The following is a 13,955-nucleotide window of genomic DNA, read 5'->3' on the forward strand; positions in this document are numbered from 1 at the left end:
CGGCGAACGAGGGCTGGGCGCCGGACCTGCTGACCTTCGGCAAGGTCATGGGCGGCGGCTTCCCGGCCGCGGCCTTCAGCGGCCGCGCCGACGTGATGGCCCACCTGGCCCCGGCCGACGCGCCGCCCCGGAGCACCGCGCCGAAGCGCCGCGCCGGAACCGCGCCGAAGCGCCGCCCCGGAGCCCGCCCACGGCAGCGGAGCGGCCCTACCCCCGGCGCCCCGCCGCCAGCAGCGCGGGCACGCTGGCGAGCTTCACCCGGGGCCGCCCCTCCGCCTCGCCCCGCCGGCGCTCCGCCCGGTCCACCGCCCGCAGCTCCCGCAGCCCGACCGCGTCCGGCCGCCGCTGCCGCACCAGCCGTTCGAAGTCCTTGCGCCCCGCCTCCGGGGCGGGCAGCGCCCGCGCGACCGCGTCGTCCAGCAGCGCGTCCACCGTCTCCCGCGCGCAGGCCCGGTTGGCGCCGATCCCGCCGGACGGCCCGCGCTTGGCCCAGCCCACCACGTACGTGCCGGGCAGCGGCCGGCCGGTCGCCGGGTCGACGACCCGCCCGTTCCGGTGCGCGACCGTCCCGCTCCGCTCGTCGAACGGCAGCCCGGGCAGCGGCACGCCCCGGTGGCCGATGGAGCGCACCACCAGCCCGGCCCGCAGCACCTCGCGGTCCCCGGTGCCCGCCACCCCGCCGTCCGCCGCGACGGTGGTCCGCTCGACGGTCAGCGCCTCGACCCGCCCGTCCCCGGACAGCTCGACCGGCGCCGACAGGAACCGCAGCACGATCCGCCGCCCCGGCCCGGGCTCCGCGGCCCCGTCGTACGGCACCAGCGGCAGTCCGGCCAGCAGCGCCGCCTGCCCCGCACCGCCACCCGCGCCCGCCTCGGCGCCCTCCTCGACACCCTCCTCGGCACCCGAACCCGCCGCCTCGATCGCCGCCCGCACCTCCGGGTGGTCCGCCACCACCACCTCGACGCCCGGCAGCTGCCGCAGCGCCAGGAACTCCGCCCTGGTCCACGCCGCCTGCTCCGGCCCGCGCCGGGCGAGCAGCACGACCTCCCGGACCCGGCCGCGGCGCAGCGCGGCCAGCGCGTGGTCGGCGATGTCGGTGGCGGCGAGCCGGTCCGGGTCGGTGAGCAGGATGCGGGCGATGTCCACCGCGACGTTGCCGTTGCCGACCACCACCACGCGCTCCGCCGACAGCTCCACCGCGTCGGCGGGCACCGTCGGTTCGGCGTTGTACCAGCCGACGAAGGAGGTCGCGGGCAGGCTGCCCGGCAGGTCCTCGCCGGGTATGCCGAGCCGGCGGTCGGCGGCCGCGCCGACCGCGTACACCACCGCGTGGTGGTGCGCGGCGAGCTCCCGGTGGGTGACGTCGGTGCCGATCTCCAGGTTGAGGTGCATCCGCAGCCGGGGGTCGTGGAAGACGCTCGCGAAGCTCTCCGCGATCCGCTTGGTGGACTGGTGGTCGGGCGCGACGCCGTGCCGCAGCAGGCCGCCGGTGACGGGCAGCCGGTCGACCATGGTGATCTCGGCGCTGGTGCTGCGCAGCAGTTCCTGCGCGGTGTACCCGGCGGACGGGCCGGTGCCGACGACGGCGATCCGCAGCGCGCCGATGTCGCCCGGCAGGCTGCGCGGGAAGCTGGGCGCGCCCCAGGCGTGGTCAGTGGGGTGGTCGCGGAACCAGTCGCGGTTGAGGTCGCCGAACACGGTGTCCGGCCCGCGCAGCCGGTCGACCGGGAACACCGCGTCGACCGGGCAGGCGTCCGCGCAGGCGCCGCAGTCGATGCACGCCCGCGGGTCGATGTACAGCATGTCGGTGGTGCCGAACTCCGGCTCGTCCGGGGTCGGGTGGATGCAGTTGACCGGGCAGACGGACACGCACGAGGCGTCGTTGCAGCAGGTCTGGGTGATCGCGTACGCCATGGCCGGAGTGGGGTCCTCGCTGCGCGTGGGGGATGGGAGAGAGGTGCTGACGGACCGTCAGAGCATGTGCACCCGGCGGTAGACGGCCGCCGAGCGGCTGGTGAGCAGCCCGGTCTCGGCGAGGAAGGCCATCAGGTGCCGGGAGCTGGTGCGCATCATCGCCTTGCGGTGCTCGTTGCCCCGCACCTCGGCGAGCGCCCGCGGCACGTCGAGCCCGGCGGCCTTGTACACGCCCGGGTGCACCATGCTGGTGACGATGACGTACGCGCCCACGGCGATGCCGGTGGCCGAGGTGCGCCGGCGGGCCGGGCTCGCGTGGCGCATCCGCTCGCGGATCTCCTGCCGGGCGAACTTCATGTGCCGGGACTCCTCGACCACGTGGATCCGGGAGGTGCCGCGGACGATCTCCAGCACGTTCTCGCCGCGCATCCAGTCGCGCTGCATGACGTCGAGCACTTCCTCGGCCACCAGGATGCCGCCGTAGGCGAGTTCGCCCTTGGCGAGCGCCTTGAAGGCGCGCCCGGCCTGGGCGACCACCTTGTTGGGGCGGTAGGCGGGGACGCCCATCTTCTCGCAGGCGCGGGCGAACATGATCGAGTGGCGGCACTCGTCGGCGATCTCGGTGAGCGCGAACCGGAACTCGGCGCTGGCCGGGTTCTTGAGGTACTGGTCGCGCAGCACCATCTGCTGGAGGATCATCTCGAACCAGATGCCGGTGTTCATGATCGAGCAGACCTCGTGCCGGGTGAGCGTGACCCGCTGCCGCTCGGTCATCTCGTCCCACAGCCGGGTGCCGTAGAGGGTGCTCCACTCCGGGTTGAGGCCGTAGTGGTCCTCCGGGAGGGGGGCGTCCCAGTCGATCTCGGCCGAGGGGTCGTAGGAGAGGGTGGCGGCCGATTCCAGCAGCCGCTTCGAGACGTCGTCGTCGGCCTCGGTGTGGCCGTGCCCCGCCTGCCGGGTGAGAGCCATGGCTGCCTCCAGGTGCCTGCCCTGCGGGTTCCCGCTCAACCCGCTTATTAGACGGACAGTACAATAAGAGCCGGTCGCCGAGAACCCCCCGTGCGCCACCGACCCGCTCGTACGCCGGACACCCTGCGCGCGACCGTACGACTCACGCCCCCCACCTCTGCTCGCGCCCCCACCTCTGCTCGCGCCCCGGCACGCCGGAGGGCGGGACCCCCGCCCGCCCTCGGCCACGCAACCCGCACCGCTCCGCCGGCTACGCCGCCCCCTCCACCCGCCGCGCCCGGGCCGCCAGGTGCCGGCGCTCCGGGGCGCTGGCCGTCCGGGCCGCCGCCTCCCGGTACGCGCGGGCGGCGCCCGCCGGGTCGGTGCCGGCCCGTTCCAGCAGGTGGGCCCGGACGGCGAGCAGCCGGTGGTGGCGGGCCAGGCGCTTGTCCTCGGCCAGTTCCTCGACGAGCGCGAGCCCGGCCGCCGCGCCGTGCACCATCGCGACCGCGACCGCCCGGTTGAGCGCGACCATCGGGTTCGGGTCGAGGCGCAGCAGCAGGTCGTACAGCACCAGGACCTGCGGCCAGTCGGTCTCCCGCGCCGTCGCCGCCTCCCCGTGCAGCGCGGCGATCGCGGCCTGCACCTGGTACGGCCCGGCCTGCCCGCGCGGCAGCACGGCGGCGATCAACTCCAGCCCCTGGTACAGCAGTTCCTGGTCCCAGCGGCCGCGGTCCTGCTCCTCCAGCGGCACCAGCTCGCCGTGCGCCCCGGTGCGGGCCGGGCGGCGGGCGTCGGTGATCAGCATCAGCGCGAGCAGCCCCGCCGTCTCGGCGTCCCCGGGGGTGAGCCGCAGCAGCATCCGGGTCAGTCGGATCGCCTCCACGGACAGCTGCGGCGCGGTCAGCTCCTCCCCGCCGCTCGCCGTGTAGCCCTCGTTGAAGACCAGGTACAGCACGTGCCGGACCTCGGCCAGCCGCGCCGCGTCGCCCTCCCCCTCCGGCGGCCCGGCCAGCCCGCCGCCCGCCCCGACCGCCGTCCGCAGGGTCTGCTTCGCCCGGGTGATCCGCTGCGCCATCGTCGCCTCGGGCACCAGGAACGCGGCCGCGATCTGCGCGGTGGTCAGGCCGCCGACCGCGCGCAGGGTCAGCGCGATCCGGCTGGGCACGGACAGCGCCGGGTGGCAGCAGAGGAACAGCAGCGCGAGCGAGTCGTCCGCCCCCCGGTCGGGCGCGTCGGCCGGCGGGGCGAGCAGCGCCGACTGCGGCGTGGCCAGCGCCAGCGCCTCCTCCCGGCGGCGGCGCGCCGACTCGCTGCGCACCTGGTCCACCCGCCGCCGGTCCGCGACCGTCACCAGCCAGCCCAGCGGGCTGAGCGGCAGCCCGTCCCGCGGCCACTGCGTCGAGGCGGCCAGCAGCGCCTCCTGCACGGCGTCCTCGCAGGCGTCGAACGCCGCCCGGCCCTGCCGCCGTACCAGCACGCCGAGGACCTGCGGCGCGAGTTCGCGCAGCAGGCCCTCGACGTCAGCGGTCGAGCCGCTCACTCGCTGACCGGGAGGTCGCTCGCGGCGGACTCGTGCAGGATCGGCCACAGCTCCACCGGCTCCACGTCCGCGAACGGCATGTCCGCCGCGATCTGCTGGGCCCGCTCCAGGCTCTCGCAGTCCAGCAGGTAGAAGCTGGCCAGGTACTCCTTGGTCTCCAGGTACGGCCCGTCGGTGACCACCGGCACGCCCTCGGCCCGCCGCACCAGTTGGGCCGCCGCCGCGTCCGCCAGCCCGTACGCGCCGACCAGCTCGCCGCTCTGCCGGTACCGGGTGTTGAACGCCTCCTGCTTGGCGATCGCCTCCGGCCAGGCCTCGGCCGGGAAGGAGTCCCACTTGGCCTGGTTGCCGTAGATCATCGCGACGTACTTCATCTCGGGTGTCCCCTCCGTCTCGCGCGCCCCGTCGGCGCCTTGTCACCTCTCAGTCGGAGCGGCGGAACCCGGCCTCGACATCGGCCGGGAACTTCCCGAAGATTTTTTCCGGCGCCCCCGAGAGCCGTGGACGATCAAGGTACGGCATGCCGTTCAGCCGCGCCGGTCCTGGGCGTCGAAGGCCGCCAGCGACCGCGCTCCCGGTTCCAGCGAGTACCGCAGGGCGGCCAGCACGGCGGGCTCCAACCCGCCCAGGGCGTCGGCGAGTTCCTCCGCCACGTCCGCGGCGATCTCGGCCGCCACCGCGTCCGCCGGGGTGCGCGGGCCGAGCTTGCTGACGGCGGCCGCGGCCCGGGCGGGGGTGAGCAGGGCGGCGGCCTGGACGAGCAGCCAGGCGGGGACGCCGGCCGCGCCCTCCGGCGGGGGGAGGTACGGGCGGGCGCCGTCGTAGCGGTCGTCCTCGGCGAAGGCCCGCTGCTTCACCTTCACCAGCGGACGGGCCGCGCCCTCCTCGGGCCACTCGCCGGCCGGCTTGAGGACGTACCCCTCGGCGAGGTTGTCCGGCAGTTCGGGCAGGCCGAACAGCGCGGGCACCCGGCTGGGGTAGCGCACCGGGAGGTCGTGCAGGGCGGTCAGCGGGCCGTGCCCGAGCAGCGGCACGCAGGTGAGCCCGGCGGTCCGCGCGGCGGTGCGCAGCTCGCGGTCGGCGATCCAGCGGCGGCCCTCGGGCGTCTCGACGGTGGCGTCGAAGGGCAGCCAGCGCAGGCCGGGGGCGTACCAGACGCCGGTCTGCACCGGGTCGACGCCGGGGGCGGCGGGCACCTCCGGGTGGGGATAGCGGCCGCCGGCCAGCTCGCCGTAGACCGTCACCACGGCGGCGCCGCCCCGGGGCCGGCGCACCTCCTCGGCGAACCGGGCCGCGGCGACGGCGAGTTCGGGCCAGATCCGGCTGACGCCGAAGAAGCCGTCCAGCCCCTCGTCGTCCAGCAGTTCACGCCGTTTCGCGGCCCGGACGGAGCCGCCGTCGCAGACCACGGCGAAGTGCGCGCCGTGCACCTTCTCCGCCGCCGTCCACTCGCGGCCGCCGGGCCCGGCGGAGCGGCCGCCGCGCGCGGGGATCTTGGGGTAGGGCCGCAGCCCGGGCCCGTCGGACACCGTCTCGAACACCGTCTCGGACACGAACGGCATCCTCGCGGCCCGGCCCGGCGGTCGGCAACCGGGATTCCGGGCCCGGGTTCGCCGGGGCCGACTGGGCTTCAGAGCCCCCAGGCCGACCGCAGCTGCGCGAAGGCCTCGTGGAAGCCCGGGAAGGTCTTCCGCACGCAGCCCGGGTCGTCGAAGGTGATGCCGGGGGTGCGCAGGGAGGTGACGGCGAAGGACATCACGATCCGGTGGTCGGAGCGGGTGGCGATCTCGACCGGGCGCGGGGTGGCGGGCCGGATCTCGATCCAGTCGTCCCCGGTGGCCACCGGGACGCCCATCGCGCGCAGGTTGTCGGCGCAGGCCTCCAGCCGGTCGCACTCCTTCACCCGGGTGTTGTGGACGTCCTCGATCCGCACCGGGCCGGTGGCGAACGGCGCGACGGCCGCGAGGGTGGGCATGGTGTCGGAGATGTCCCGCATGTTGACGGTGATCCCGCCGAGCGCGCCGGTGCCGGCGACGGTGGTGCGGTCGGGGCCGACGTCCACCCGGGCGCCCATCCGCCGCAGCGCCTCCACGAACCGCAGGTCGCCCTGGAGCGCGTCGCGGCCGAGGCCGGGGACGGTGACCTCGCGGCCGGTCAGGGCCGCGGCGGCGAAGAAGTAACTGGCGGTGGAGGCGTCCGGCTCGATCGGGTAGTCGGCGGCGCGGTAGCCGCCCGCGGGCACCTCGAACACCTCGCCGGCCGCGGTCCGCTCCCGCGTCACCTCGACCCCGAAGGAACGCATCATCGCCAGGGTGATGGCGACGTACGGGGCGGAGACCAGCCGGGTGACGGTGATCCGCAGGCCGTCCCGGGTGAGCGGGCCGAGCAGCAGCAGCGCGGTCAGGTACTGCGAGGACTGCCCGGCGTCCAGGGTGAGTTCACCGCCGCGGACACCGTCGGCGACGACGGTCAGCGGGTGGTGCCCCTCGGCCTCCTCGTGCCGCAGGTCCACGCCCAGCTCGCGCAGCGCCCGGGTGAGCGGGGCGACCGGGCGGCGGCGCATCTGGGCGGAGGCGTCGAAGCGGAAGGTGCCGCGGCCGGCGGCGGCGAGGGCGGGCAGGAAGCGCGCGGTGGTGGCGCCGTCCCGGCAGTACACCTCGGCGTCCGGCACGGCGGGCCCGGCCGGGCGGCCCTCCACCCGCCAGGCCTCCGCCGTCCGCTCGATCCGGTACCCGAGGGTGTCCAGGCCCTGGGCGAAGCCCTCGGTGTCGTCCGAGGACAGCGGCCGGCGCAGGGTGGTCACGCCGTCGGCGGCGGCGGCCAGGAACAGCGCCCGGGCGGTGATGGACTTGGACCCCGGGATCTCCACAGCAGTCACGTCAGGCTCTCCCCACACGCGTGTCCGACCGGTGTCTCCGGTGGCGTCGGACCGATCCTGCCCCACCCGGCCGCCGCCTTCGCCGACCATCCACGGACTGGACGGTGACCGGGGCGACAACGGCGGGCGACGGTCCGGTTCCCGCGTTCGGGGCGGGCACCCGGGCCGCGCCGACGTTCAGCAGCGCGCCCAGAGCCCGGTCAGGTGGGCGTGCAGGACCTCCTCCGCCTCCGCCGCCGTCCGGTGCCCGACCAGCACGTGCGCGGTGAGCCCGTCGGCGAGGGCGAGCAGCGTACGGGCCTCGGTCCGGGCCACCACCGCCCCGCCGGCGGCCGCCCCGCCGATCACCGAGCCGCCGACGACCTCCCCGCCGGCGGCCTCGGCGACCAGCCGCACCACCAGCTCCTCCAGCGCCGCGTAGCTGCTCCGCAGGGCCTCGGCCAGCGCCGGGTTGACGGCGGCGCCGGCGACGAAGGCGAGCCAGATCCTGGCCTCGGCCCGGTGCTCCTCGCGCAGCAGCGCCACCTCGCCCGCCACCAGCCCGAGTTCACTGGCCGCCGACTGCGCCGGACCGGCCGTGAGCCGGCTGCGCACCCGCTCGGTGACCCGCTCGCCGACGTGGGTGAGCGCGAACAGGAGCATCTCCTCCTTGGTGCGGAAGCAGCGCTGGACGGCCCCCATCGAGACCTCCGCCCGGGTGGCGACGTCCCGCAGGGTGACGCCCTCCAGCCCGTGCTCGTCCACCAGCAGGCAGACGGCCTCGGCGATCAGCCGGCGCCGGCCCTCGTGGTCCACCTGCTTCGGCATCGCCGGCCTCCTCCGCACTTCGTCCGGTCCCGGTGGTCCCGGTGGTCCCGGTGGTCCTGGTGGTCCCGGTGGTCCGCGTGCCCCTCGCACACGGGCCCCCGCTTTATTCGATGCAAGCGTATCGGTTCCCCGGCTATGGTTCGGTTTCCGATGCGACCGCATCGGAACCTGCCGAGGAGAGCCGAGGAGTCCTCCCATGCCCCTGTGGAGCAAGCCCGCCACCGAACTCGCCGCCGCCGTGCGCACGGGCGAGGCGTCGGCCCTGGAGGTGGTGGACAGCCACCTGGAGCGGATCGCCGAGGTCAACCCCCACCTGAACGCCGTCACCCAGCTCCTCGCGGACCGCGCCCGCACGGCCGCCCGGGCCGTCGACCGCCGCCGGGCCGCGGGCGAGGACCCGGGCCCGCTCGCGGGCGTGCCGTTCACCGTGAAGGAGTGCACCCCGATCGCCGGCGTGGCCACCACCTTCGGCACCCCGCGCTTCCGCGACCACGTCGCCGCCGCCGACGCCGTCCCGGTCGCCCGGCTGCGCGCGGCGGGGGCGGTCCCGATCGGCCACAGCAACCTGCCGACCCTGATCCTCGCCGGGATGCACACCCGCAGCGAGCTGTACGGCGACACCCGCAACCCGTGGGACGCCCGCCGCACCCCCGGCGGCACCAGCGGCGGGGACGGCGCGGCCGTCGCCGCCGGGCTGGCCCCGCTCGGGCTCGGCAACGACTCCGGCGGCTCGGTGCGCATCCCGGCCTCCTTCTGCGGGGTCGCCGCCCTGAAGCCGACCACCGGCCGCTTCCCCGCCGACCAGCGCCTGATCGGCCCGGACGACCCCGGCCCGGCCTCCCAGGTCCTGGTCACCGACGGCCCGCTGGCCCGTACCGTCGCCGACCTCCGGCTCGCCTACGAGACGCTGGCGGGCACCGACCGCGCGACCCGCGTGCCGTGCCCGTCCCGCTGTACGGGGAGCCGCTCGACGGCCCGGTCCGGGTCGCCGTCGTCGCCGACCCGGGCGGCCACGGCGTCCACCCCACCGTCCGCCGCGCCGTCGAGGCCGCCGCCGACGCGCTGCGCGACGCGGGCCACGACGTCCGGGAGGTCCCCGACGTCCCGCGGCTGGACGAGGCGCTCGACACCTACCACCGCCTCGCCGTCACCGAGTTCGCGCCGAGCTGGCCCGTCGTCCGGCAGCTGCTGGGCGAGGGCGGCGACCGCTACATCGAGCTGACCATGCGCAGCGCCCCGCCCGCGGACGCCCCCGGCCTGATCCGGCTGATGAGCGCCTGGATGGGCATCCGCCGCACCTGGACGGAGTTCCTGCGGGAGTACCCGCTGCTGCTGGGCCCGGTGTTCACCGAGCCGCCGGTCGAACCCGGCCTGGAGTCCCGGGACCAGGCGGGCCGCGACCGGGTCGCCGCCGCCATGCGGCTCTGCTCGGTGACCAGCTTCGTCGGCGTCCCGGCCGTCGCCGTCCCCACCGGGCTCGCCGACGGCCTCCCCACCGGCGTCCAACTCGTCGGCCGGGCCTTCCGGGAGGACCTCTGCCTGGCCGCCGCCCAGGCCGTCGAGGACCGCCTCGGCACCCTCACCCCGATCGACCCCAGGCGGTGACGACCGCGGCGTGAGGACGGGAGCCGGTTCACCGCTCGCCGACGGCGTCCAGGATCGCGCGGAGCCGCGCCAGGCACTCGTCGACGAAGCGGGGGTAGGTGCGCCAGTAGTACGGCACCCCGCTGACCGCGACGGCGACGGCCCACGCCCGGGCCCGCAGCCACGTCACGTCGTCGAGGCCCATGGCGTCCCGGTACGCCTCTCGGGCCGCGGGCGGAAGGTCCCACAGCGGCGCGTGCTCGGCGTCGGGGAAGCCGACCGAGAGGGACCCGAAGTCGATGACCGCGTGCAGCCTTCCCTGCCGGACCAGGAGGTTGGAGGGCTTGAGATCGCCGTGGAGCCACACCTGGCGGCCGGACGGCTCGGGCAGGGCGAGCGCGCTCCGCCACAGCCGGCGCAGCCGCTCGACGTCGAGGTCGAGGCCCTCGATCGCTCCGCACTCGTCGAAGCGCCTGCCGACCCACTGGTCACAGGCGCGCAGGCCGCCGCCGCGGTACCAGCTGAGCTCGCCCTGCCGGGTGGCTCCCATCAGGGGGACGGCGTGCAGGCTCCGCACGACCGCGGCCAGGTCGGTCCCGAAGGCGGGCCAGTCGTCGACCGATCCGGGGCCGGCCTCCTCGCCGTCGATCCACCGGTACACCGACCAGGCGAGCGGAAAGGCCGAGTTCGGGGTGCCGTGGTGCACCGGCTCCGGGACGCGACAGGGCAGGTGCGGCGCCAGCCGCGGCAGCCACGTCTGCTCCTTCCGCACGGCCGCCGCGTTGTCCGGGGTGCGCGGCAGCCGCATGAGCAGCTGGTCGCCGAGCCGGTACATCCTGTTGTCCGTCCCCGCACCGGCCGGCGACAGGGGAAGCCCGGCCCACTCCGGCCGCTGCTCCCGCAGCAGCGACCGGGCCGCCGCCTCGTCCACACGGATCTCGTTCTCGTGAAGTGTCACGGTGAGAGCGTTCTAGCCCGGGCGCGCCGCCGCCAGTGGTTTTCCCGAGGCGGTCGCGGCCCCCAAGGCCGTTATGCCCCCGGCAGGCCCGGTACCACCAGGCCGCTCTCGTACGCGATCACCACCGCGTGCGTCCGGTTCTGCGCGCCGAGCTTGCTCAGCACGTTCCCCACGTGCGTCTTGACGGTCTCCTGGCTCACCGCGAGCGCCTGGGCGATCTCCGGGTTGGACAGCCCCGTCGCCATCAGCCGCAGCACCCCCTCCTCCCGGCCGGTCAGCGCCGCCCCGGGCAGCGCCTCGGCCGAGTCCAGCGGCCGGGCCGCGACCATCCGGCGCAGCGCGGCGGGGAACAGCACCGCCTCCCCCGCCGCCACCACCCGCACCGCCTCGGCGATCTGCGGGATCGGCAGCCGCTTCAGCACGAAGCCGCTGGCCCCGGCGCTCAGGGCGGCGGTGACGTAGCCGTCGTTCTCGAAGGTGGTGATCACCACGACCTTGGGCGGGTCGGCGTGCTCCCGCAGCAGTTCGCGGGTCGCGTCGATCCCGTTGCGGCGCGGCATCCGCACGTCCATCAGCACCACGTCCGGCCGCAGCCGCCGGACCTGCTCGACCACCTCGACGCCGTCGGCGGCCCGCCCGACCACTGCGATGCCCGGCTGGGCGCCCAGCAGGGTGCCCAGCCCGCTGCGGGTGACGGGGTCGTCGTCGGCGATCAGCACCGTGACATCGGGCGCGCCTTCACCGGAACCGGGCCCGCTCCCGCCGACCACCGCACCGTCCCCGCCCCCGCTCACGCCGACCGCCGCACCGTCCCCGCTCCCGCTCACGCCGACCGCCGCACCGCCCCCGCTCACGCCGACCGCCGCACCGGCAGCCGGACCGCCAGCCGCCACTGCCGCTCGCCGTACGGCCCGGCCTCGAACTCCCCGTTCAGCAGCCGCACCCGCTCGGCGAGGCCCGGCAGGCCGTGGCCGGAGGTCGGGAAGCCGCTCGCCCCCGGCCCGGCCTCGCCGTCGCGCACCCCGTTGACCACGCTCAGCTCCAGTTCCTCCGGCCCCGCCGCCACCCGCAGCTCGATCGGCCCGCCGACCCCGTGCCGCAGCGCGTTGGTCAGCCCCTCCTGGACGATCCGGTACGCGGCCCGGGAGAGCGTGCCCTGCACCTGCGCCAGGTCCCCGGTGGTCCGCGGCTCCACGACCGCACCCGCGTGCCGCAGCCGGTCGATCAGCTCGGGCAGGTCGGTGAGGGTCCGGGTGGGGGCGGTGCCCGACTGCTCCTCGCGCAGCACGCCCAGCACGTAGTCCAGGTCCTCCAGCGCGGCCCGGGTCGACTCCTCGATGCTGCGCATGGCGGCCCGCGCCGCCACCGGGTCGGCGGCGAGCACCTCGCCCGCGACGGCCGCCTGGATGGTGGCGGCGGTCAGGGTGTGCCCGATCGAGTCGTGCAACTCGTGGGCCAGCCGGTTGCGTTCGGCCAGCTCCCGCTCCCGCTCGGCGGCCAGCGCGAGCCGCTCGGCCGGCGAGGGCCCGAGCAGCCGGGGCGCCAGCGACCGCAGCGCAGTCGCCACCGCGGCGAACAGCGCCGCCGCCAGAGCCAGGCAGAGCGCCGCCACGACCCAGGCCCAGACGCCCGTCACCTCGGTGTTCCACCCGAGGAGGCTCACCCGCGCCTCGCCGCCCGCCCAGCTCCCCGGCAGCGCCACCCCCGTCACCAGCAGCGTGCTGCCGGCGATCAGCACCGTCCACCCCAGCGCCACGTGGACGAGGAGGAAGACCGGAGTCCGCCACCGCTCCCCCGCGGCCCCCTTCACCGGGTCGGGCACCGCGACGCCCAGCAGCCGCCGCGCGACCTTCACCAGTACCCGGCGGACCACCCGGAACAGCCCGGTCACCCCGATCAGCACCGCCCACAGCGGCAGGGCCACCCAGACCGCGTCCGGTCGGCCCGAGACCCCCAGCGTCGCGCCGAGCGCCACCATCGCCACCGGCAGCGCCGCCACCGCCCCGAGCACCGCGAACAGCACTCCCGTATACGTCGACCTGCGCAGCAGCAGCCGCATTCTCTTGATCATGTGCGCCAGTATCACCGGGCCCCTCACCAGCGGTCCTCCCCCGATCGAGGGAGGACGTCCGCAGCAGGTCGCGGCCGCGGCCGACCGACCCGAACGGCCCCGGCCGAACTCGACCGGATCGCGACCACTCGTTCGCATGAATCCGACGCGAAGCCGCCAACGGATCTCCGGAGTTCCAGACCATCGCATGAATGACGATCAATCAAAAGCTCTTCCGACAAGGCCTGTTGGCGACAGCCTCCACCCTTGCCGCGCTCGCCGCGACCACCGCCCAGGCCACCGCCCAGGCCGCCCCCGCTCCGCGCGACGACGGACCGCACCGCTACAAGGTGTCCGTCCGGACGGCCGGAGCCTGGACCCTGCCGCCCGGCCTGGCCTCCTTCACCGTGCACGTCCGGGGCCCCGCACCTCGGTGAGCCACGGCGCCGCCGCGCTCACTCCGGCGCTCACTCCCCGCCGCCCGGCGCCGACGACGGCCCGAGACCGAGCCGCTCCCCGACCACCCGCAGTTCGCCGTCCCACCCGACCGTCGCATGACTTACGCCACGACCTGCACCGATGCGAACAACCGCCCGATGCGTGCAGTCGAATGACCGATGCGCCGACGCCTCGCGGTCGCCCAGAGTGGAGCTCCCGCCTCCCTCCGCCCGTGTCGGCGACACGGGCCCGTCCCCGAAAGCGAGTTCCACCATGGCGCTCACTTCCCTCCGGCTGAGGGCCGCCGCCCTCGCGACCGCCCTCGCCGGCTCGGCGCTGCTCTCCGTGGCGACCCCCGCGTCCGCCGCGAACCCGCCCTACGACGGCTGCCCGGCCTGGGCGCTCTGCCTCTACCAGCACGAGGGCGGCACGGGCTCGAAGGCGGTCATCACGCCCCCGGCGGCCGGCGGCCACTCGGAGACCGTACGGCTCCCGTACGTCAAGTTCCTGAACGGGGACCCGGCCGACAACCAGGTGTCCTCCTGGATCAACAACTCCCAGTGCGAGATCCGGTTCTGGGACGACGCCTGGGGAGACCTCCACCCCTCCGACCTGGACTACGCGCCGTGGTGGAGCTGGGGCTACAAGGCCGACTACGGCCCGGGCAGCAGCGTCAGCTACAAGAACGACCGGATGTCCGGCCTCGCCTTCTACTGCCCGTAACCCCTGCCCGCAGCTCCTGCTCGTAGCACCTCCCGCTGCCCGTAGCAGCCACCTCCCGTTCGAGGGTGCGGCCCTCCGGTGGACCGTCCCGTCCACCGCACCGCCCCCGGCG

At 75.8% G+C, this 13,955-nt stretch carries 12 protein-coding genes and 1 pseudogene; 3 read left to right on the forward strand and 10 right to left on the reverse strand.

Annotated elements, in window-relative coordinates; all coding sequences use genetic code 11:
• Positions 1–207 precede the first annotated feature (207 nt).
• The 7 genes from ABZW03_RS09610 to ABZW03_RS09640 form a co-directional block, all read right to left on the reverse strand.
• A complete protein-coding gene (locus ABZW03_RS09610) occupies positions 208–1,914 on the reverse strand; it encodes an FAD-dependent oxidoreductase (protein ID WP_355254353.1) in 1,707 nt (568 codons plus the stop codon).
• Between the two features lie 57 nt (positions 1,915–1,971).
• A complete protein-coding gene (locus ABZW03_RS09615) occupies positions 1,972–2,883 on the reverse strand; it encodes a diiron oxygenase (protein WP_355254355.1) in 912 nt (303 codons plus the stop codon).
• Between the two features lie 250 nt (positions 2,884–3,133).
• Entirely contained in the window at positions 3,134–4,405 is a 1,272-nt protein-coding gene (locus ABZW03_RS09620; protein WP_355254357.1) for a DUF6596 domain-containing protein, read from the reverse strand.
• Positions 4,402–4,779, reverse strand: coding sequence for a YciI family protein (locus ABZW03_RS09625; RefSeq protein ID WP_355254359.1), 378 nt, complete (start codon positions 4,777–4,779; stop codon positions 4,402–4,404). Before ABZW03_RS09625 ends, ABZW03_RS09620 begins: the two co-directional genes overlap by 4 nt.
• Before the next feature lie 153 nt (positions 4,780–4,932).
• Positions 4,933–5,958 carry an RNA ligase family protein gene (locus ABZW03_RS09630; protein ID WP_355254361.1) on the reverse strand — a complete coding sequence of 342 codons (1,026 nt, stop codon included), beginning with the start codon at positions 5,956–5,958 and terminating at the stop codon, positions 4,933–4,935.
• A gap of 77 nt (positions 5,959–6,035) precedes the next feature.
• Positions 6,036–7,283, reverse strand: coding sequence for a 3-phosphoshikimate 1-carboxyvinyltransferase (gene aroA / locus ABZW03_RS09635; protein WP_355254363.1), 1,248 nt, complete (start codon positions 7,281–7,283; stop codon positions 6,036–6,038).
• A gap of 177 nt (positions 7,284–7,460) precedes the next feature.
• Complete coding sequence (locus ABZW03_RS09640; protein WP_355254365.1) at positions 7,461–8,090, reverse strand: TetR/AcrR family transcriptional regulator; 630 nt, start codon at positions 8,088–8,090, stop codon at positions 7,461–7,463.
• A gap of 196 nt (positions 8,091–8,286) precedes the next feature.
• Here ABZW03_RS09640 and ABZW03_RS09645 point away from each other — a divergent pair.
• Positions 8,287–9,695: pseudogene (locus ABZW03_RS09645) on the forward strand (amidase).
• A gap of 28 nt (positions 9,696–9,723) precedes the next feature.
• On the opposite strand, the gene ABZW03_RS09650 reads toward ABZW03_RS09645, so the two are convergent.
• From ABZW03_RS09650 to ABZW03_RS09660, 3 genes are all read right to left on the reverse strand, one after another.
• The gene (locus ABZW03_RS09650) at positions 9,724–10,632 is read right to left on the reverse strand and encodes an aminoglycoside phosphotransferase family protein (protein ID WP_355254367.1); all 909 of its coding nucleotides are present in this window, start codon (positions 10,630–10,632) and stop codon (positions 9,724–9,726) included.
• Between the two features lie 71 nt (positions 10,633–10,703).
• Positions 10,704–11,351 (reverse strand): response regulator transcription factor, encoded by a 648-nt coding sequence (locus ABZW03_RS09655; protein ID WP_355254369.1) that lies wholly within the window; start codon positions 11,349–11,351, stop codon positions 10,704–10,706.
• Positions 11,352–11,482: 131 nt separating this feature from the next.
• Positions 11,483–12,703, reverse strand: a complete 1,221-nt coding sequence (locus ABZW03_RS09660) for a histidine kinase (RefSeq protein ID WP_355254371.1) — start codon at positions 12,701–12,703, stop codon at positions 11,483–11,485.
• Between the two features lie 191 nt (positions 12,704–12,894).
• Here ABZW03_RS09660 and ABZW03_RS09665 point away from each other — a divergent pair, with 191 nt between their 5' ends.
• Both ABZW03_RS09665 and ABZW03_RS09670 read left to right on the forward strand, forming a co-directional pair.
• Entirely contained in the window at positions 12,895–13,119 is a 225-nt protein-coding gene (locus ABZW03_RS09665) for a hypothetical protein (protein ID WP_355254373.1), read from the forward strand.
• Positions 13,120–13,393: 274 nt separating this feature from the next.
• Complete coding sequence (locus tag ABZW03_RS09670; RefSeq protein ID WP_355254375.1) at positions 13,394–13,843, forward strand: peptidase inhibitor family I36 protein; 450 nt, start codon at positions 13,394–13,396, stop codon at positions 13,841–13,843.
• The last annotated feature ends 112 nt before the right edge of the window (positions 13,844–13,955 follow it).

Source organism: Kitasatospora sp. NPDC004799 (genome assembly GCF_040609095.1).
In the GTDB taxonomy this organism is placed as follows: Bacteria; Actinomycetota; Actinomycetes; order Streptomycetales; family Streptomycetaceae; genus Kitasatospora.

Coding starts and splice junctions, on each gene's coding strand:
- ABZW03_RS09615 (WP_355254355.1), bottom strand. CDS start 2,883: ATGGCTCTCACCCGGCAGGCGGGGCACGGCCACACCGAGGCCGACGAC.
- ABZW03_RS09660 (WP_355254371.1), bottom strand. CDS start 12,703: ATGATCAAGAGAATGCGGCTGCTGCTGCGCAGGTCGACGTATACGGGA.
- ABZW03_RS09640 (WP_355254365.1), bottom strand. CDS start 8,090: ATGCCGAAGCAGGTGGACCACGAGGGCCGGCGCCGGCTGATCGCCGAG.
- ABZW03_RS09610 (WP_355254353.1), bottom strand. CDS start 1,914: ATGGCGTACGCGATCACCCAGACCTGCTGCAACGACGCCTCGTGCGTG.
- ABZW03_RS09625 (WP_355254359.1), bottom strand. CDS start 4,779: ATGAAGTACGTCGCGATGATCTACGGCAACCAGGCCAAGTGGGACTCC.
- ABZW03_RS09670 (WP_355254375.1), top strand. CDS start 13,394: ATGGCGCTCACTTCCCTCCGGCTGAGGGCCGCCGCCCTCGCGACCGCC.
- ABZW03_RS09665 (WP_355254373.1), top strand. CDS start 12,895: ATGACGATCAATCAAAAGCTCTTCCGACAAGGCCTGTTGGCGACAGCC.